This window comes from Peribacillus sp. YIM B13477 (assembly GCF_042787955.1).
GTDB classification, from domain to species: domain Bacteria; phylum Bacillota; class Bacilli; order Bacillales; family DSM-1321; genus Peribacillus; species Peribacillus frigoritolerans.
Window position 1 is genome coordinate 82,969 of the sequence record NZ_JBHZPD010000010.1, and the last position, 20,314, is coordinate 103,282.

At 41.0% G+C, this 20,314-nt stretch carries 16 protein-coding genes; 11 read left to right on the top strand and 5 right to left on the bottom strand.

Annotated elements, in window-relative coordinates; genetic code table 11:
- Positions 1 to 24 precede the first annotated feature (24 nt).
- Positions 25 to 3,210, top strand: coding sequence for a biotin/lipoyl-containing protein (locus ACFX4H_RS23005; protein WP_377436329.1), 3,186 nt, complete (start codon positions 25 to 27; stop codon positions 3,208 to 3,210).
- Between the two features lie 173 nt (positions 3,211 to 3,383).
- On the opposite strand, the gene ACFX4H_RS23010 is transcribed toward ACFX4H_RS23005, so the two are convergent.
- From ACFX4H_RS23010 to ACFX4H_RS23020, 3 genes are read right to left on the bottom strand one after another with little or no spacing between them, the layout of a single operon-like run.
- Positions 3,384 to 4,598: a Ger(x)C family spore germination protein gene (locus ACFX4H_RS23010; protein ID WP_328137424.1), complete on the bottom strand. Its 1,215-nt coding sequence runs from the start codon at positions 4,596 to 4,598 to the stop codon at positions 3,384 to 3,386.
- On the bottom strand, positions 4,582 to 5,688 hold the full coding sequence (locus ACFX4H_RS23015) for a spore germination protein (protein ID WP_241637655.1): 1,107 nt from the start codon (positions 5,686 to 5,688) through the stop codon (positions 4,582 to 4,584). The genes ACFX4H_RS23010 and ACFX4H_RS23015 overlap by 17 nt, the downstream gene beginning before the upstream one ends.
- A 26-nt stretch (positions 5,689 to 5,714) precedes the next feature.
- On the bottom strand, positions 5,715 to 7,286 hold the full coding sequence (locus ACFX4H_RS23020) for a spore germination protein (RefSeq protein ID WP_283866983.1): 1,572 nt from the start codon (positions 7,284 to 7,286) through the stop codon (positions 5,715 to 5,717).
- 672 nt (positions 7,287 to 7,958) lie between these two features.
- Here ACFX4H_RS23020 and pbp4b point away from each other — a divergent pair.
- Positions 7,959 to 9,332: a penicillin binding protein PBP4B gene (gene pbp4b / locus ACFX4H_RS23025; protein ID WP_377436340.1), complete on the top strand. Its 1,374-nt coding sequence runs from the start codon at positions 7,959 to 7,961 to the stop codon at positions 9,330 to 9,332.
- 32 nt (positions 9,333 to 9,364) lie between these two features.
- Here the strand turns inward: pbp4b and ACFX4H_RS23030 are convergent, their stop codons facing one another.
- A complete protein-coding gene (locus tag ACFX4H_RS23030) occupies positions 9,365 to 9,547 on the bottom strand; it encodes a hypothetical protein (protein WP_377436330.1) in 183 nt (60 codons plus the stop codon).
- Positions 9,548 to 9,571: 24 nt separating this feature from the next.
- Between ACFX4H_RS23030 and ACFX4H_RS23035 the strand changes: the two genes are divergently transcribed.
- From ACFX4H_RS23035 to ACFX4H_RS23065, 7 genes are all read left to right on the top strand, one after another.
- The gene (locus tag ACFX4H_RS23035) at positions 9,572 to 9,832 is read left to right on the top strand and encodes an iron chelate uptake ABC transporter family permease subunit (protein WP_283866985.1); all 261 of its coding nucleotides are present in this window, start codon (positions 9,572 to 9,574) and stop codon (positions 9,830 to 9,832) included.
- A 107-nt stretch (positions 9,833 to 9,939) separates the two neighbouring features.
- Positions 9,940 to 10,017 (top strand): hypothetical protein, encoded by a 78-nt coding sequence (locus tag ACFX4H_RS23040; protein ID WP_283867875.1) that lies wholly within the window; start codon positions 9,940 to 9,942, stop codon positions 10,015 to 10,017.
- 227 nt (positions 10,018 to 10,244) lie between these two features.
- Complete coding sequence (gene hutP / locus ACFX4H_RS23045) at positions 10,245 to 10,694, top strand: histidine utilization transcription antiterminator HutP (protein ID WP_054398152.1); 450 nt, start codon at positions 10,245 to 10,247, stop codon at positions 10,692 to 10,694.
- Positions 10,695 to 10,808: 114 nt separating this feature from the next.
- Positions 10,809 to 12,326 (top strand): histidine ammonia-lyase, encoded by a 1,518-nt coding sequence (gene hutH, locus ACFX4H_RS23050; RefSeq protein ID WP_377436331.1) that lies wholly within the window; start codon positions 10,809 to 10,811, stop codon positions 12,324 to 12,326.
- A gap of 325 nt (positions 12,327 to 12,651) precedes the next feature.
- A complete protein-coding gene (locus ACFX4H_RS23055; protein ID WP_328137438.1) occupies positions 12,652 to 14,049 on the top strand; it encodes an amino acid permease in 1,398 nt (465 codons plus the stop codon).
- Between the two features lie 992 nt (positions 14,050 to 15,041).
- Positions 15,042 to 16,247 (top strand): quaternary amine ABC transporter ATP-binding protein, encoded by a 1,206-nt coding sequence (locus tag ACFX4H_RS23060; RefSeq protein WP_034306177.1) that lies wholly within the window; start codon positions 15,042 to 15,044, stop codon positions 16,245 to 16,247.
- A gap of 4 nt (positions 16,248 to 16,251) precedes the next feature.
- Positions 16,252 to 17,982 (top strand): glycine betaine ABC transporter substrate-binding protein, encoded by a 1,731-nt coding sequence (locus tag ACFX4H_RS23065; RefSeq protein ID WP_034306175.1) that lies wholly within the window; start codon positions 16,252 to 16,254, stop codon positions 17,980 to 17,982.
- Between the two features lie 79 nt (positions 17,983 to 18,061).
- Here the strand turns inward: ACFX4H_RS23065 and ACFX4H_RS23070 are convergent, their stop codons facing one another.
- Positions 18,062 to 18,244: a hypothetical protein gene (locus ACFX4H_RS23070; RefSeq protein ID WP_377436332.1), complete on the bottom strand. Its 183-nt coding sequence runs from the start codon at positions 18,242 to 18,244 to the stop codon at positions 18,062 to 18,064.
- A gap of 311 nt (positions 18,245 to 18,555) precedes the next feature.
- Here ACFX4H_RS23070 and ACFX4H_RS23075 point away from each other — a divergent pair, with 311 nt between their 5' ends.
- On the top strand, positions 18,556 to 19,470 hold the full coding sequence (locus ACFX4H_RS23075) for a nucleoside hydrolase (protein ID WP_377436341.1): 915 nt from the start codon (positions 18,556 to 18,558) through the stop codon (positions 19,468 to 19,470).
- Between the two features lie 541 nt (positions 19,471 to 20,011).
- Complete coding sequence (locus tag ACFX4H_RS23080) at positions 20,012 to 20,302, top strand: WXG100 family type VII secretion target (protein WP_034306171.1); 291 nt, start codon at positions 20,012 to 20,014, stop codon at positions 20,300 to 20,302.
- The last annotated feature ends 12 nt before the right edge of the window (positions 20,303 to 20,314 follow it).

Here is a 20,314-nt window from a genome sequence, read left to right on the forward strand (position 1 = left end):
GAATGATAGTAAAGGAGAAATACAATGACATCGATTATTATCCCAGAGATTGAAGAAGGCATTGAAAAAATCCTTCTTGTGCAATGGTATAAACAGCCAGGCGATTATATTACGGTGGGCGAAAGCTTAGCCAAATTCAGCTGTGAGGGCATCGAATTTGACCTCTTTTCAGAAAAAGAAGGTACCCTTAAAGAATTGAACGTAGCGGAGGACACTATAGTCAAGATTGGTGACCTGATATGTTATTTGGATTCTGGTGATGCAATTTCTGAAGAATTATTAAAAGAAGTTGAAAAACAAGAAACGAAGGAAGATAAAGAGTCGATTGAGAACGTAACAAGCTTAGCTGAAAAAAATAACATAGACAGTTCCATATACTTAATGAATAAGAACGAAGAGCAGGTTCTATTCTCAACGGATTCCCAAACCGTTCCGGTCTCTGCCATTTCAATGAATTATAAAGAAGTGAGATCGTTGATCAGCCATTTATATCAGAGTGCAGAAGAAACATTCTTCAAGGATGAAGCGAGCTTCTTTCAAGACATTAAAAAGATGCTCCATTCCAGATGGGTTTACATGAATAATGGGAATATTATATATGATCACAACATCGCAGCGGTATTTCCTTATAGAAAATACTATGAATTAATGGACGAGGATTTTGACTACAAAAAGCATCTGGACGTTTCCGGTTTTAAAGGTGATGCCATGACGAGGGAAGAGGCTGCGAAGAGTTTCAATACAACCGATCACCCTGTATATAAGAGAATATTAACTTTAGACGATTATTCCGCGAATAAAAATCCTTCCATTTCAAGGATATTTGCCAATCAAACGGCAAACTCTTCTAAATCGATAGCGTTTAAATCCAACGGGTACGACATTCAAAGCTACGATGTAGTAAATCAAAAAAACAATTTGCTGGGAAAAGGATTTTTCGTTCCCGTCTTCCGTTTAAATGGGGAAAATGCTTTTGAAATCAATGACCGAAAGGCTCTCCATCTTTGGCTGGAAAACCGGTTAGTTCCAAGCGGATTAAGCGCAAAACGCCAGAAGGAGTATGACTATTTGCTGGAATTGTATCAATTAAAGGAATTAGATCATGAAAGTTTTCTTAAAGAATTGCCATCGATCGCTATCGATTCCAACACGTTTTATGAGAAGCTTTTAAACTCTGAAAAAGTAAGGGCTGATATTGATACATATGATGAAAAGATGCTAACAGATCCAAACCGGGGACATTGGGATTTATGGCCTGTCACCGCTGATGAAAAACCTTTAACGATAAAGCTGAACGAAGAAATAATGGCCAGAAACCCTAAAATGGATATTAGGGAGGACGGCATAGTCGGCATTGATTTTGGAACGAAAAGTACAGTTGTCGTTCATCAAGAAGAAAGTGATGTTACTCTTCCCATGCGTATTGGGGTTGGCTACCTAAACACGGAAGTACAAGACTGGCATTATGAAAATCCAACCGTGATTGAATTTATTGATTTAGAACATTTCCTGGAGCTATATCAAGAAAAAGAAGGAAGACCGGATACAAGGTGGCAGGATGTGACGGTTTCCCACAATGCACTTAACAACTTGATGAATGGAAAGAGTGACCATTATTATTCCATATTGAATAATCTAAAGCAGTGGGCTGGAAAAAAGAATAACGAACTCCGATTAAAAGACAAGAGGGGATATGCCGTTGTACTGCGTTCCTTTTTGGACTTAACCGATCAGGAAATCAACCCAATCGAGTTGTACGCCTATTACCTCGGTTTGTATATCAATAACCAGAACAATGGAATTTACCTCGATTACACCTTATCTTTCCCGGTGACGTATGAAAAAGAGGTAAGGGAAAAAATTCTAACGTGTTTTGAACGTGGTTTAAAAAAGACACTTCCTATGCCGATTCAGCAGGATGAAGAATTAATGAAAAAGTTTCGTGTCACCGCTGGGGCGAGTGAACCTGCTGCCTATGCCGTTTGTGCGTTACAGGAATACGGATTTGAACCGGAAGAGGGTGAAAAAACGTACTACGGTGTGTTTGACTTTGGTGGAGGAACGACAGATTTTGATTTTGGGATTTGGCGTGAAGCGGGCTTGAAAGAAAGCAGATACGATTATGTCATTGAGCATTTTGCAGCGGGCGGGGACCGGTATTTAGGCGGTGAGAACATGCTGGAGCTTTTGGCGTTCCAAGTGTTTAAAAACAACCAAAGAACAATGCGTGAGCTAAACATTCCTTTTACCCTCCCAGCGGAATGTGTGAAATTTCCCGGAAGTGAAACATTGATTAATGAGTCACAAGAATCCTATTTAAATACGAAACAATTGGTGGAAAAATTAAGGCCGCTTTGGGAAAGACATGAACGGTATGAAGAACAGTTTGGAAAAGGCATGATCCGGGCAGATTTATTTGACAAAGCCGGCCGCGCAAAACTCAATGTGGAACTATTGATCGATCAAGATGAAATGGAACAGTTGATTGAGGAAAGAATCGACAAAGGCATCAAAAATTTCTTTGAGTCTCTACGGCGCGCTTTTGCCCGGTCAGAACATAGTAAAATTAATAAAGTGAATATACTGCTTGCGGGTAATTCAAGTAAATCCCCGGTTGTCATGAGTCTATTTAATAAATGGATTGAAAGGGAAGTGCAGAACACTCAAAACTGGGGAGAAGTGTCTAGTGACCTTTTTGAGATTCTCCCGCCACTGGGGACAGAAGGCGCTTATTTAAAGCAAGAAGAGAGAAACAGAGTGGTTAACCGGGATATAATAACAGCCCCTACAGGAAAAACAGGCGTTGCCTTTGGGCTTGTACAAAGCAGAAAAGGCGGAAGTATAAAAGTTATTGACCGCGATATGGTGAATGGGGAATCAAAGTTCAAGTATTTTCTTGGCATCGGGAGAAAAGGGAAATTAAAAACAATGATTGATCAAGAAGAAGAGTATAACATATGGCATCTTTTCATTGATGCGTCAGAAGAAGATTTTGAGATTTATTACACAAGCCTGCCGGAAGCTAGTACCAACCAGCTTGATATTAAGCAGGCACAGAGGAAAAAGCTTCGGATTGAGCATGTGGATGATTCAGCTTTTGTTTATATTCGGACCATAAGCCCGACTGTCATCGAATATGTTGTGGCAGATGAAGGCTCGATTATAAGTGGGGATTATTTAAGTGAAATTACTAAAGTAGAATTAAGCTGATCTCTCTCTTGGAAAATCAAAAGGCATCCCACAGTTTACTGTGGGAGGTCTTTTCATGCTCATCGATATTGTACTTCCATGGTCGCCGTTTAATAGCTTCCCGTGGTGCTTGCAATGAAGAAGTTTTCATTTTCAACATTTATCCTAGATACTCTTGGTGTTATCCTCAGGTTTTACCTCTTTGCTCCTCCTGAAGCCCCATAATCATTAATCGTTAATTTTACATCGTAGTTTATTGGAGTTTCACTAAATGTTTGGTCCCAATCCTTTTTAACCTTCTTCCATACTTTGGGGTGCTCAATTCTCAATCGATTTCCAAAACCAGCGACGTCCGCTTTATATTCTTTTTGCATTTTTTTCAATACATTCCCCACCAACCGCTTCACTTCTTTTTCAGATAATTTTTCTGCCTTTTTAAGAAATTCATTATTAAAAGAATCCCCTGAAACTACCCAGTTTTCAGACAGTCTACCCACTGACTCAATGTTTACATCAAAAGAGATGCTGCCTCCTTTAACTCGAGGTACGATACTGCTTTTCATGGACTCTATTTCATATACAATCGGCTGACCGGTTTCTTTATCAAAGCTTTTCACTACACCGCCTTTCCCCTTACCTGTTATCCATGTTACGCCCTCCAGTTCCTCTTCGTTTAAAGTACCTGTCATTTTGTGTGTCTTTCCAGCAATTACGGCAGCTCCGGCAAACTTGACTTGCCCATCCACTGATAGAACTTTTTGAATAAGGAAACTAGATCCTGATTTAATCTTGCTTTCTACTTTAATATGTGACATGGGGGGTAAAATCCTCGTTGTTCGATAGGCATTTTCTACAATGCCAGCCAGACGGAATGCTGGAATTTCTCCTGCTTTTTTTGTTTCCAGTGTCTTGCTTGCTCTCCCTTTACTGATGAAAACAAGACAGCTTGGTCTAAGCTCACTTTCTCGTAAGTTTTGATCAATTAATTGTCCCAACTTATACGATCTTGCAAGATCTTCGCTGATAACAACCACTTTCATATGGTGAGCGGTTACGGGTTGTTCACTTCTCAATGATATTTCACGAACCATTTGGTGTAAGGAATCCCCAGTTTCGGAAACATTAACATAAGATTTTTTTTGTGGTCCGGATTGATTCGTTGTCGAACTCGCTACTTGTGGAGTGATGAATTGATAGGTTGCAGTAATTAGGTTCCTTTTTGAATAACCCTCCCCTTGTTCGTTTAACTTTTTCTCGATTGCGGACTGCTTGGCTTTATCGAATGCCAACCCTATACCTAAACTTTGCTCTTCAATTTCATGACTGCTCCAGCATCCTGTTAGGGATAAGAACAAAAGAATGGAGAGGGAGATGAAGAGGGGGCGTGTATTGCTATGTGATTGTTTCATATTTTTTCCCTCCCTTTATTCTTGAGATGATAAGCAGTAGAAGGGGGAGTAAACCAAATAAAAACATGGCGATATTGCCGACGAAATCTCCTTGCTTAAATAGGTCATTGATATTTTTCGGAATCATGGCAAGGATGTAGAGAATCGGAAGCAAGCCAAACATGAATGGGTGAATGCTTTTTTTCGTAATTTGAGCTAGTCCTAAAGCGGCTGCAAAAAATGTGATCGTAAATGTGGCGAATATTTGCATGATCCAAACTACGAGCAATAAAGATTCAAACCGTTCAAAGATCAACCCGGCGACTTCAAAACTTCGGATAAGATCAAGTGTTGGCCATGTTCTCATGACCACTCCATCAACAGATAATGCCCCGATAACCATTACGACCGTTATCACGTAAAAAATCAATGGAATGGAAACTCCAACAAGCAGGGCTTTTCCTGCTTTTTTGGGTGAATTCATAAATGGAATAAGCAGTAGCATGATTTCAGGCCCTGAAAAAGCGAGAGCTGTTGTTTTTACTCCTTTTAATACAGGGACGATTCCTTCTCCTAATACCGGACGCAGATTATCGATCTCGAATATTTTAAAGCTCATGAAGGTAACGACCAAAAAGAGGATAACTGTCAAAGGTAAGATAATTTCAAAAAGACGGGCGATCGGGTTAATGCCGCCGATGATGAGATAAAGACTTACCCACATGAAAATCATAATAATTGCCCAAGTAGGCGTACCTTCCAGAAGTAAATACCTTATCACTTCCGCCATTGCACGGAGCTGAAAACTGGAAGTTATAAGAAAATAACAGATTACAACTATACTTAGTAACCCGCCCAGCCATTTTCCTAAAATTTCATCGATGTATTGATAGAAGGTCTTTTCGGGGAACTGTTGGCTTAATTTGACCATGATCAGCCCCGCGGTTATAGTGATAACTCCGCCTAAAATAACGCTTATCCATACATCTGGTGTTTGTACCTTCTCCGTAGATGATCTGGGTAGGGTGAGCAATCCTGTACCGAGTATGAAGTTGATGACAATGACAGCTGCTTGAGGAGTTGTAATTTTGTCTTTCGGACTGATAATCATTCTATAACCACCCTTTCACCGATAGGTTATCCTTTACGTATGGGGTTTTTTGTATGCAACATCTTTGGACGGCGTTTCATCATCATAAGTGGCATGCGGACCATCAGGTCTTTCCACTCACTTAAGCGATAAGGAACGGCTGGACTCAAGTAAGGCACACCAAAGCTTTTTAATTTCACTAAATGGCTGGTCATTAAAAGGAAAAAGAGAATGACCCCGTATAATCCAAAAGTGGCAGCACATATCATAGCGGGAAAACGAAGCATCCGTAATGTAATCCCAATACTATAGTGCGGAATGGAAAATGATGAAATGGCGGTTAACGCTACCACAATCACCAAAACAGGACTAACGATCCCTGCCTGAACAGCAGCTTCCCCAATGATTAAACCGCCGACAATTCCCATTGCTGGACCGATTGGCTTAGGCAATCGCAGTCCTGCTTCCCTCAAAATTTCGATGGCTATTTCCATGAATAATGCTTCGATAAGTGCCGGAAACGGAACACCGGACTTGGTTCCGATAATGGAGATGGCCAGTTTGGTCGGAATCAATCCTGAATGAAATGAGATGAAAGCTATATACAACGACGGTGTAAAAAGGGCCAGAATAGCTGCGAGGTAACGAAGCATACGGATGAATGTTCCCGGAATCCACCTTTCATAATAATCTTCCGGTGATTGTAACATCATGCTTAAGGTAACAGGAACGATCAAAGCGAAAGGGGTCCCATCTAACAAGATGGCCACTCGCCCTTCCATCAAAGCAGCGACCACGCGATCAGGACGCTCTGTATTCTGTACCTGCGGAAAAGGACTAAGGTAATTATCTTCAATAAGCTGCTCTACATAACCTGATTCAGGGACACTATCAATATCAATTTTCTTAATTCGATTTTCCACCTCTTGAACTAATTCGGGATCAACAATATCCTTTATGTATGCGACAACCAAATCCTTTTTTGAACGCTTTCCTACTTGGAATTTTACTAACGATAAATTCTCGATTTCACCACTGCACCTTAAAAAAGATGTATTATCACTCAATGATTCAGTGAAACCGACACGGGGACCTCTGACTAGTGCCTCTGATACCGGCTCTTCAATTGCCCTTGTTTTATGTTTGGCAGTTCCAAGGAGCAACGCATCCAAAGACCCATCAATTAAAAGGGCGGTAGAACCTGTTAGTACTTTAGAGGCTAATTCTTTAATGGAGCGAACAGCTTCTATTTCACTAATGGATAACACTTCATTTTTTATGAATTCTTTTGAAATGCTCCCTTTGAGGTAGGGAAGGTTCTGTTTATATTCTGCTGAAAAATCAACCATCAATGATGGCATAATATGCTTATCAATGAGATCTTTATCCGATAGTCCATCCACAAAAATGATAACCGAGCGTATACCGGTACGCCCTAGATTAAATTCCCGAAAATGGACATCCCAATTATGGCCGATTTCTTGCTTAAGACATTCAAGATTAAAATGAAGATTATCTGTAAACGGACACGTTGTATCTTGTGAGGCAGGTGCTTGTTTGTCTTTTTCGGTACCTTTTCCTTTATTGCCAATCTTTGATAGCCACTCTTTCATCATCATCACTCATCCTTTGAGGTGCGAAGCACTTTAAACAATTTGCTGATTAGATACGGAATTACAAACACAATGAAAGCCTGTATAAAAACCTGCCATTCTGGTAGGTAGGAAACAATCGTTTGCCACATTTTCATCACCCTATACTTGTCTCAGATAGCAGCTGGAATTCCTTTATTTCTCAAATAGTATTAATATCTTCTGTGTTTCTTATGCAATGAACTTAAAAGCCATTAGCCGAATTTAGCATCAATTCATACTTCACATTAGCCTTGTGGGAAAAGTGATTTTGAATCTGGTAGAGGTAAAATCGATGTCTGGGACTTATCCGAATGACTCATTGATTATAGTAGTGAGCTTTAATGAACATAGGTTTTACTTCTTTGAACGGGGGATGACTTAAGCTCAAGATTTGAAATATAATTTTAAAAATATCAAGATCAAATTGAAATGATGTTCGAAATAACATATACTGAAAATTGAGAATTATTTGTAAATATCACCCGCTTTTGGGAAATTTCTGCATTAATCGACTTGGAATAAAAGATCCAAATCACAACCCGGAACATATTATCGAATTGTAAAGCCTCGTGAAAAAAGGACGGAATGAATGAGAATATTATCTTTCAGTTAAGTTGTTCTTTATTTTTTAAAGTGATTTCAAAGGAGTGGAAAATGATGAATATATGGACAAGCTGCACACTGAGTTCAATTCTTGCACTTTCCTTATTAGCACCTTCCGTGTCTTTTGCTAATGAAAACTCAAATCATGAAGCCGCTGTGAGTAAGGAGACTGCCAGTCAGTATCCAATATTAAAGAAAGTAAATAAACCGGAAGGAGCGGGATTTTCGTCTGAAAAGCTGGAAAAAGTGGATCAGCTCATTGAAATGGAAGTGGCGGCCGGTTTCCCCGGTGCTGCCTTGATTGTCATAAAGGACGGAAAGATCGTTAAAAATGAAAGCTATGGGTACAAACAGAAGTTTAATGAACATACACCTCTTAAGAAGTTCCGAAAAATGGAAAATGACACGTTATTTGACCTTGCTTCAAACACGAAGATGTATGCAACCAATTTTGCCATTCAGAAATTAGTCAGCGAAGGTAAGCTGGATATCCAGGCAAGAGTGCAGCAATACATTCCTGAATTCAAAGACACGGAGGAGGATGTCATCAAAGGAAAGGACAATCTGAGGGTTATTGATGTTCTGCATCATACTGCAGGGTTTAGACCCGATCCGCAATACCATAATCCAAAGGTTTCGAAAGAACTTTATTCCCAGGAGCGGGATAAAACCATCGAGTTCATTTCCAAGACACCGCTCACATATGTACCTGGAACACAGAATGTCTACAGTGATGTCGATTATATGCTGCTTGGTGCCATTGTTGAAGAAATAACGGGTCAGCAGCTTGATGTCTATGTTGAAAATGAATTGTACAAGCCGCTTGGGTTGAAAAATACTAAGTTCAATCCTCTGCGAAAGGGCTTTAAGCCAAAGGATTTTGCCGCAACCGAATTGCTTGGCAACACCCGGGATGGCGTGATAGATTTCCCTAACATTCGCACATATACACTTCAAGGGGAAGTGCATGATGAAAAAGCCTTTTATTCGATGGGGGGCGTTTCAGGGCATGCCGGCCTTTTCTCCAATACGAAAGATATGGCCGTCCTTCTGCAGGTGATGCTGAATGGCGGGGGATACGGTAAACATACGTTGTTTGATCAAAAAACAATCGATGAATTCGTCGCACCTTCCGAGATGAATCCTACATATGGTCTTGGGTGGAGACGGAATGGCGATGCTAGCATGGAGTGGATGTTCAGTCCTCTTGCAAGCGACAGTGCCTATGGTCATACTGGATGGACCGGGACGGTCACGATCATTGATCCGGAAATGGATTTAGGGATCGTTTTACTTACTAATAAAAAGCACTCTCCGCTCGTCAATCCAGTAGCCAATTCCAATCAGTTTTTTGGCGACCTCTTCAAAACAGGAAGCTATGGAAGTGTTATAACTGCGATTTATGAAGCATTGGAAACGAATGAATAAACGGATATCTCCATAAAGTTTAAGACCTCCCATTAATGTCGGGAGGCCTTTTTTCTTGTTCCATCAGAATGTCTGGAAGCTTTATTCCATACAGTTTGGGCAAGGATCAGGTTTTTATATGCGCCGTCTTGATGGAGCGAATCATCATGGGCACCTTGTTCGATGATTTCCCCATTTTGTACAACGATGATGCGATCGGCATGTTTAATTGTCACTAATCTATGGAACCGAACAATTTCATGAAGGCATTAATCTGGTTATCCGGGACGATCTGGGGGACAAATTGGACCTTTGTATGGGCGTTATTGCCGTGGTTGGTCGTATCGATTACTTTAGCGATTTATAAATCCAAAGTATTGGATGTTTTGCGCTTGGGTGACCCGATTGCCATTGGAGTTGGTGTACAGATAGAAAAGGAACGCAGGCTTTTATTGCTGATTTCAGTCGCATTGGCAGGTGTATGCGTTTCGGTGGGCGGAGGCATTACGTTCTTAGGCTGATCGCCCCGCATATAGCCAGTAGTTAGTGGGGGTGAGACATGCGAACCAATCTTAGGTTCCTTATTGCTGTTATCTGCCAATACATTAGGAAGAGCCATCTGGCACCGATGGAATTTCCGGTGGGGATTATCCTTTCGAAAATAGGCGCGCCGTATTTTATCTACTTACTCGTGAAAAACATGTAATCAGAAAAAAGCCCATTTTCAAGGACACTAGTGAAGATCGGCTTTTTTGCAGACATGGTCGTTATCTAGAAAGGATATAGATGATGGTTGTTCGACTGCTTTCGGGAGTGATGAATCATCCCCCTAAAAGAACTATTTTAAAAAATATATTGACCGAACAGCCTGTATCCGCTTACAATAATATTTAGTTATTAGTGTATTTAGAAAATTGTAAAAGAGGTACCTGCATGACAAAGGAATTCGACAGAAGAATTGGGCGCCATGCAATCATGTACGCATTTGCGGACGAAGAGGAAGAAGTCATATTGACGAATGAACTTAAGCGGATGGATTGGCTTTATGGAAAAGGTAAAGTGGGTTCAATGGAGCTGCAGAAAATAGTTGCGGCCATTGAGACATCTGCGAAAAGACTTGGATTGGTCAATCCCGATATGTATCGTGAAATGCATGCGCTGTATCATGCGATCATCGAAGCACTCCAAGGAGTGACACGCGGCCAAGTCGAGCTTGGCGGTCTTTTGAGGACTGCGGGCCTTCGGTTTGCAATCGTTCGGGGCAGGCCGTTTAAAAACGGGGCCGAAGGTGAATGGATTGCTGTCGCCGTGTATGGAACGATTGGAGCACCGGTTCGGGGATTTGAACATGAAGCCGTCGGTTTGGGAATTAACCACATTTAAATAATTAAAAGCCTATAGTTATTTAGTGAAATAGGGGGCTGTATTGATAGACTGGATAAGTCTGTCAATATGGCCTCCTTTTGTGTGTTTAAAAAAAGAATAGGGGTGCAGGAAATGATTATGTTAACGGGCCAAACTTTAACGATTGAAGAAGCGAAAAAAGTATTGTATGGAGAAGCATTTGTCTCTGCTTCAGCCGAGAGTGTAAAGAAAGTGGAAAAAAGCCGCGAAGCGGTTGAAAATATCGTGAAACAAAAGAAAGTCGTCTATGGAATCACAACAGGTTTTGGAAAGTTCAGCGATGTTTTGATTGATGCAGAGGACGCTGAGCAGCTACAGTGGAATTTGATTCATTCCCATGCGTGCGGAGTCGGGGAACCATTTCCAGAGGTGGTTTCGAGAGCTATGGTCCTTCTCCGTGCCAACGCGCTATTAAAAGGGTTCTCCGGCGTCCGTCCTATCGTCATTGAACGTTTGATCGATCTTTTGAATGCTCATATCCACCCGGTCATCCCTCAGCAAGGTTCTCTTGGGGCAAGCGGGGACTTGGCGCCGCTTTCGCATTTGGCGCTAGTATTGATGGGAGAAGGGGAAGTGTTTTATAAAGGAGAGCGAATGGAGGCCATCGCAGCTTTATCGAAAGAAGGCATTCTTCCAGTGACACTTAAAGCAAAAGAAGGTCTTGCATTAATTAACGGAACACAGGCCATGACGGGGATGGGCCTCGTAAATTACATTGAAGCCGAACAGCTGGCCCATCAAACTGAAGCGATTGCTTCACTGACTTTAGAGGGATTACGCGGCATTGAAGATGCCTTTGATCCGGATGTTCATCTAGCACGCGGTTACCGCCAGCAAACAGAGGTCGCTGAACGGATTAGCCGCATGATCAGCGGCAGCCAGCTCATCACCAAGCAAGGAGAACTGCGGGTTCAGGATGCTTATTCCCTTCGCTGCATCCCGCAAGTGCATGGGGCATCATGGCAAACTCTTGATTATGTAAAAGAAAAATTGGAAATTGAAATGAATGCAGCGACGGATAATCCGCTTATTTTTGACGATGGGGAAAAGGTTATTTCAGGAGGGAACTTCCATGGACAGCCGATTGCATTTGCGATGGACTTCATGAAAATCGCTGTTGCAGAGCTTGCAAATATTTCAGAGCGCCGGATTGAGCGACTCGTCAATCCTCAGCTGAATGATTTACCGCCATTCTTGAGCCCTTCACCTGGCTTGCAGTCGGGAGCGATGATCATGCAATATTGTGCAGCTTCCCTAGTCTCTGAGAATAAAACACTCGCACATCCTGCAAGTGTTGATTCCATTCCATCTTCAGCGAACCAGGAAGATCATGTAAGCATGGGAACGATTGGCTCCCGGCACGCACATCAAATCATCCAAAACGTTCGCCGTGTTTTGGCGATTGAGCTCATTTGTGCCTTACAAGCGGTTGAATACCGTGGAATAGAGAAGATGGCCCCGTTTACAAAAGAGTTTTATACGGAATCAAGAAAGCTCATTCCAAGCATTACACAAGATCGTATCTTTTCAAAGGATATTGAAGCAACGGCAAGCTGGTTACTGCAAATTGACTGGAATTCATTTATTCATAGGAGTTTACCTACAACATAATATGAAGCTCGGAATATCCGAATGAACGTTAGGCTTATAGCCCTTTGACTTGGGCTTTAAGCCTAACACCTTTATGTAAATGCTACAAAGATCCCAGAAATCCAAAAAAGGTCTAAGCATTAGAGAAAATGACCTTGAAATAGTAATAAATGCAGGAAATGACTATTGATGGAATGATCGACTTTACCTATTCGTGCTAGATTAAACATGCATTTTTGGAGGGGAATCTAATTTGGAAAATCGGCAATTGCAACCACCTGTCATAAATGAAAAAAACCAGCCGTCAAATACTTTACAAAGGAAGCTAAAAGCACGCCACCTTACGATGATTTCGCTGGGCGGTGCAATTGGAACAGGGTTGTTTCTCGGAAGCGGGCCAGCCATTCACTCTGCGGGGCCTGGCGGTGCTTTGGTCGCTTACACCGTAATTGGCATAATGGTTTATTTTATTATGACAAGCCTTGGAGAACTGGCGTCATTTATGCCGGTCAGCGGCGCTTTCAGTACCTATGCTTCGCGTTTCATCGACCCAGCATTAGGGTTTGCACTTGGTTGGAACTATTGGTTCACTTGGGCAATGACTCTTGCTGCGGAACTATCTGCCGCAACGATGGTTATGAAGTTTTGGTTTCCTGACAGCTCGTCTTTTTTATGGAGTTCATTGTTTTTAGTTTTGATATTCTTATTGAATTACGTATCCGTTAAAGGGTATGGCGAAGGGGAGTATTGGTTCTCCCTCATCAAAGTGGCGACCATCATCATTTTCATAGTTGTCGGAATATTGATGATATTCGGGATCATGAACGGAGAGGCGATTGGTTTTAAAAACTTCACAGTTGGTGACGCTCCGTTTGCCGGTGGTTTTTTGGCAACATTGGGTATTTTCATTGCTGCTGGATTTTCTTTTCAAGGTACAGAAATTGTCGGTGTTGCAGCCGGTGAAAGTGAAGACCCGGCAAAAAATGTACCGCGTGCAGTTCGCAGCATTTTTTGGAGAATCTTCCTCTTTTATATCCTGGCCATATTGGTTATCGGATTGATCGTTCCTTATACGAATGGCAGTCTGCAGGGACACACGATCATGGTTAGCCCATTTACGATGGTGTTTGAAAAAGTGGGACTGGCATTCGCTGCTTCCGTGATGAATGCCATCATTTTGACAGCCGTATTATCCGCAGGTAATTCGAGTCTTTACGTGACAAGCCGAATGTTATACTCCATGGCAAAAGAAGGGCTGGCACCGCGCATTTTTGGCAAACTTAACAAACGCGGCGTTCCCATTTGGGGATTGGTTGTCACTTCACTTGTAGGGATGTTGGCCTTTTTTGCTTCCATTTTCGGTGATGGAGTCATTTATATTTGGCTTATGAATGCGGTTGGAGTCACTGGATTTATATTTTGGCTCGGTATAGCGGCAAGCCATTACCGCTTTAGAAAAGCTTATATTGCTCAAGGGTATTCACTGGACGATCTCCCCTATAAATCCAAATGGTTTCCTTTCGGCCCGATATTTTCCTTTGCTCTTTGTTTCTTCGTATTATTGGCGCAAAACTATCAAGCCTTTATTGGCGATGACATTAACTGGGCCAGTGTGTTCGCTGCCTATCTTGGCATCCCATTCTTTCTGGTGATGTGGCTTGGTTATAAATTCATAAAGAAAACGAAAGTAACTCCGCTAGAGGAATGCCAAATTGATTTTGATGAACATAGGGATGCTAAATAGTTTGTATCGATAATATCCATGAACCTTGAAATGAAATGTTTGTTTCAAGGTTTTTCTCTGTATATATGACACATTTCCTTATATGGCTGCATAAAACATAACCATTAAAAAAGATGTGTGAAATCCCAATCTTGCCATGTGATTTTTAAGCGGAAAATCACCTTTCCCAATTTTTGGATGATTTTAGAATTAAAAAAACTGAAAAAAAATTGTGGCCGATGTTGGGAGTTTATGATTATAGGAAGCCGAAGTGTTGGTATATCAAGGTTTTTGGTGTCTTCCATAACCTTTAGAATCGATGGCGTAAATGGGCTTTTTAGGCAAGAATTCCGTCCCGCATCATTTGAACTTATATTCATTCTTTGTTAAGGTAATGAGGTACTTTAGGGATACAGGTTCATTCCAAGTGTTGGGACTGAACAAAACCCTAAAATAAAAAACCATAATATTTCAGTTGGTATATGCTGTGTGCCTGTTAGTTTCCTCAGTTGTATTGCACCTCTTTTCCCTGCAAAGCTTTAAAATAGACCATTGGGAATCCCATAATCATATTTCTATGCGTTTTGGTGTTATACTGCACTGCAAGTATCATTCCACCTGGTAAAGGAAATGAAGTACTTTAGAGGGTAGTCGTAAGTCCATCATCAGGACAAAACTCTAAGTGGAAATCGTTTATATTACAGTTGGTATATGTTGTGCCTGCTAGTTTCCTCAGTTGTGATTGCACCTCTTTTTTTCTACTTGAAATGCTCAATTTATCACACAAAATATAATCCAAGTAAAGAATTGCTTCTTGGGAATAATAAATATAGATTATTTTTCTATACACGTATGCCCCGTGCCACTAAATAAGTGTCACTTCCGCTTTTTTGAAGGGGTAGAATTTCGGTTATTTCAAGATACTTGTGCATTAATAATCATCACTCGCATAAAACGGGGGAATTCAGCAAAACTGAATATCATATGGGCAACTATTAGAATGAGGTGACTTGATGAAGCCGTATGTAGAAGTCAGAAATGTCTCGAAAATTTTTGGCAAATCTCCAAAAGCAGCAACAGACTTATTGAAGCAAGGCAAAACGAAAAAGGAAATCTTGAAAGAAACGGGACAAACGGTCGGAGTGAATAATGTTAATTTCGAGATTTATCCTGGCGAGATTTTTGTCATCATGGGCCTATCCGGAAGCGGGAAATCAACTTTGATCCGCATGTTCAATCGTTTGATCGATCCCACTTTGGGTGAAATCTTAATTGATGACGAGGATATCGTGAAGATGAACGCTGCCCGGTTAAGGGAAGTCAGACAAAAGAAAATAAGCATGGTATTTCAGAACTTTGCTTTATTCCCGCATAAAACGATATTGGAAAACGCTGAATTCGGGCTCGAAATTCAAAAAGTAGATCCAGCGAAACGTCATGAAAATGCGATGAAGGCTCTTGAGGCCGTTGGATTGAAAGGCTACGAAAATCAGCTGCCATCACAGCTTAGCGGCGGTATGCAGCAGAGGGTTGGGTTAGCACGGGCACTCGCCAGTGATACGGATATCCTACTGATGGATGAAGCCTTCAGTGCCCTTGATCCATTGATTCGTAAGGATATGCAGGATGAACTGATTCAAATCCAAGATCAGTACAAAAAAACGATCATTTTCATTACCCATGATCTTGATGAAGCATTAAGAATCGGGGATAGAATTGCCCTTATGAAAGATGGAAGCGTCATTCAATTGGGTACCCCTGAACAAATCATGATGAATCCAGCCAATGAATTCGTCGAGAAGTTTGTGGAAGATGTTGATCTGTCAAAAGTATTGACAGCGTCTCATGTGATGATACGCCCAGAGAAGATTGCGGTGGACAGAGGCCCGAGGGTTGCCTTGGAAATCATGCGCAAACAAGGGTATTCCAGCATTTTCGTTGTGGATAGGAAGCAGAAGTTATTGGGGGCCGTGACTGCTGAACAGGCACGGCAGGCAATGAGCAATGATCAATCGATTTCTGAAGTGATGACAACTGATATCCCAACTGTAAAAGAGGATGAATTACTTGGAAACCTCATGGATGTGATGGCGACTTCAAGCTTGCCGATCTCAGTGATCGATGATCAGAACAGAATTAAAGGAATTCTTCTTCGCGGTGCCGTCATCGGTGCTTTGGCCGGAAATAAAGATTCCTTGAATGAAATGGAGAGTGAATAATTCAATGAATATGCCGAAAATCCCACTAGGAGCATGGGTCGATTCTTTAGTGGATTGGATTACCATTGTATTTGCTGGATTATTTACACTTATTACGAATGTGATCGAGGGACTACTGGATATCCTGGTCGATGTAATGAGTGCAGGACCTTCGATCATTTTAATCATCGTCCTGACCCTTTTGGTTACCTATACAAGCAAATGGACATTGGGATTATTTACATTAATCAGCTTACTATTGATTGATAATCTTGGTTATTGGGAATCAAGCATCCAAACACTGGCGATCGTTATTTTGTCAGGATTCCTCACCATATTGATCGGGATACCAATCGGAATATGGTGTGCCCAAAATAAAACCGTGCGCAATATCGTTACCCCGATCTTGGATTTCATGCAAACGATGCCTGCCTTCGTTTATTTGATTCCTTCGATTTTATTCTTTGGAATAGGGGTAGTGCCTGGAATCATCGCGTCATTCATTTTCGCGATTGCACCGACAATCCGTATGACCAATCTTGGGATTCAGGAAGTGCCTAATGATTTGATCGAAGCATCGGATGCTTTTGGTTCAACCACCAGCCAAAAGTTATTCAAGGTACAAATACCGTTGGCTACTCCAACGATTATGGCAGGAGTTAACCAAAGCATCATGCTGGCACTATCCATGGTAGTTACAGCTTCATTGGTTGGAGCACCCGGACTTGGGGCGGATGTCTACAGGGCAGTCAGCCAAATTAATGTGGGGCAAGGATTTGAAGCAGGATTATCCATCGTAATCATTGCAATCATACTCGATCGTATCACTCAAAACCTTCGTAAACCAGCTTACGAGCATATCGTTAGCAGGAAAATCATTTTTACAATATTGGCCTTACTAGTTGTGGGTACTGCGCTATTCGGTACTTTTACAAAAGAAAAAGCAGAAAATGGGGATGAAAACAGTTTTGCTGCCAAAGCCAATTTTGAAATCATCGGAATTGAACCTGGAGCAGGAATAATGAAGCTGACTAAATCGGCTATAGATGATTATAAGCTGGATGATTGGAACGTGGTTGAAGGGTCATCGGCAGCGATGGTTGCAGAATTGAAAAAAGCAATTGATAAAAAAGAACCAATCGTCGTTACTGGCTGGTCACCGCATTGGATGTTCTCGACATATGACTTGAAATATCTCGAAGATCCGAATGGATCCTTCGGCAAGGCTGAAAACATCAATTCCATTGCCAGAAAAGGACTTGAACAGGATGCGCCAGGTGCCTATAAAATTCTTGATCAATTCTACTGGGAAACAAAAGATATGGAAGATGTAATGGTCAAGGTTGCTGATGGGATGTCTCCTTCAGAAGCAGCAGAAGAATGGATAAAGAAAAATCAGGACAAAGTGTCCAAATGGACCCAAGGAGCACAATCAGGAAATGGTGAAAAGATCAAACTGGTTTATGTTGCCTGGGACACTGAAATTGCCAGTACAAATGTGATTAGCAAGGTACTGGAGCAGAATGGCTATGATGTAACATTAAGCCAGGTTGAAGTGGGGCCAATGTTTGCTGGCGTTGCAAACGGAAGTGCGGACGCTATGGTGGCTGCATGGCTTCCGGGAACACATCTTGAATACTATAATAAGTATAAAGATGACATGGTTGACCTTGGACCAAACTTAAAAGGAACAAAACTTGGTCTGGTCGTACCGGATTACGTCGATATTGATTCAATTGAAGATTTAAAACAATAAGAAAAAACGAGGGAATTTCTGAAATGAAATTCCCTCGTTTTTAATTTTGATGGGGTGCTGAGCTTTATAATACTAAACATCAATGGATGGTAACGAATTTACTCCTCAATTCCTCTTCCGTTACTTCGATCTTTCCTTTTAAATCTTCTGCCAGTAATACATAACTTTTCACGCCAATGAATTCAGAATGCGATATTAAAAAGAATTTTGTCCCTTTTTTATACGCAGATGGAACATCTTCAATCAACTTAAATATTTTCATCCTTTTTCCACCTTGGATATCATAAATTCGTAACGCATGTATTCATAACTAATTCGTGGCGCAACTTCTTCTTTTCACTTTTTATATCATTGATATTTATGGGCGGTCAACTATTTTTACTGGTAGATACAAGTTCCGACTGTACTTGTCATTTGTTTGTGAATTATGAGTATTCCTAAATTTCTGTGGAACTGGGCTATCGTTGAATGTTAAAATTCAGTTGGAAAACAGTGTTTCTTTATACATAAGGAAGAGATAAGAGAAGCAATGAGTTGTTAAAGCAAAAAGTGATTTTGGAAGGTGTGGAAATATTGAAACCAATCATATTTGATGTAGATACGGGGATAGATGATGCCATGGCGATGGCATATGCTTTAAATTCCCCTGAATTGGAAGTGCTGGGATTCACCACTTGCTTTGGTAACGTGCCCGTTGTTGATTCGACCCGTAATACACTTGCCGTCTTGGAGAAATTAAATAGGCGCATACCGGTATATGAAGGTGCTGACCAAACTTTGGTGCGCGGAAGGAAGAAGCGGTATCCCAAGCATGTTCATGGGGAAGACGGCTTAGGAAATACCCTTCGGTTTAAACCAACCATCAAAGCATCACAAGGAAATGCAGCAGATTTCATTATCGATCAAGTGCAAAGCCGACCGCATGAAATTACGATCATTGCAGTTGGGCCACTGACTAACATCGCATTGGCGATCAATAAAGCGCCGATGATCATGTCGCTTGTAAAAGAGGTCGTAATTATGGGCGGTGCCGTAAACGTACCAGGGAATGTAACACCTTATGCTGAAGCGAACATAATATCAGATCCTGAAGCGGCACATCAGGTATTGACTTCAGGACTGCCGATCACCCTAGTGGGACTTGATGTGACGCTGCAAACATACCTACTGAAATCGAAGCTTGATGATTGGCGTGCCACTGGTGAGGAAAGCGCCGAATTTTTAGCGGAAATGACCGATTATTATATGAAAGCATATGAAAACTCCCATCCAGGTTTGGGTGGTTGCGCCCTTCATGATCCACTTGCAGTCGGGGTTGCGATTGATTCAAGTTTTGTCAGGACAGAATGGATGAACGTCAAGGTGGTGACCGAGGGTGAAGAAGCAGGCAGGACAATCGGTCAAAAGGATGGCGAACCTAGAATCCGTGTCTGTACGAATGTAGAAAGTGAGCGGTTTTTGAAACACTTTTTGGAACGGGTTATATGATTAAGCAACGTAATTGAATCATGAATGTAACATAAAGGATATTCCAAAAAAATCATTGGCAAGAGCTGGCCTGTTTCTGTTGGATATATCGATTCCCGCTATATGACAAGGATACCTGTCCAAATAAAGTTGAAAGTAGCATGGTAAAAAAGGTCCTCCATTCATTATGTTTTGTAAATGGTTTATATTCAATCAATCATAAAAATTGCTTTTCAGACTTTAATCAAACGTTTGATTAATTTCGTAGAAAAGAAAGTTGAAAGTCACTATTATTATGGTGAAAACCATATTAATGGATAATGGTTCAGAAGTATTGGGTATAAAGTACTTTTTTTACCATAAAAAAGTAAAATATTAAAATTTAATTAAAAAATGGGTTTAAAGGTTTGGGAAAACAGGTACATAGACTTTCATAATGCCATATTTAGGTTTTTTTGCATAATTATAATTTACCATTTTTCGACTTTGCGCTTATTTATATGGCAGAAAATGTATGGTTCTATTAAAATGTACTATATAAGATAAAAGGAGGATTTTTTCTATGTCACAAATTCGCGTAACACCTTCGGAACTGAAAGATGTAGCTAGACAATATGATAATGAGAGCCAACAAGTAACGGATATGATTGGTCGTTTAGATAGAATGAGAGATCATTTAACTGGTATTTGGGAAGGTTCCTCCAGTGAGGCTTTCGTAGGTCAGTACGAAGAATTAAAGCCTTCATTCATGGATATGGCTCGCTTGTTGAATGAAGTTTCTCAACAATTGAATAAATCAGCTCAAATCCTTGAAGACACAGATAATCAGATTGCTAGTCAAATTCGCGGATAATCATTAGGTAAA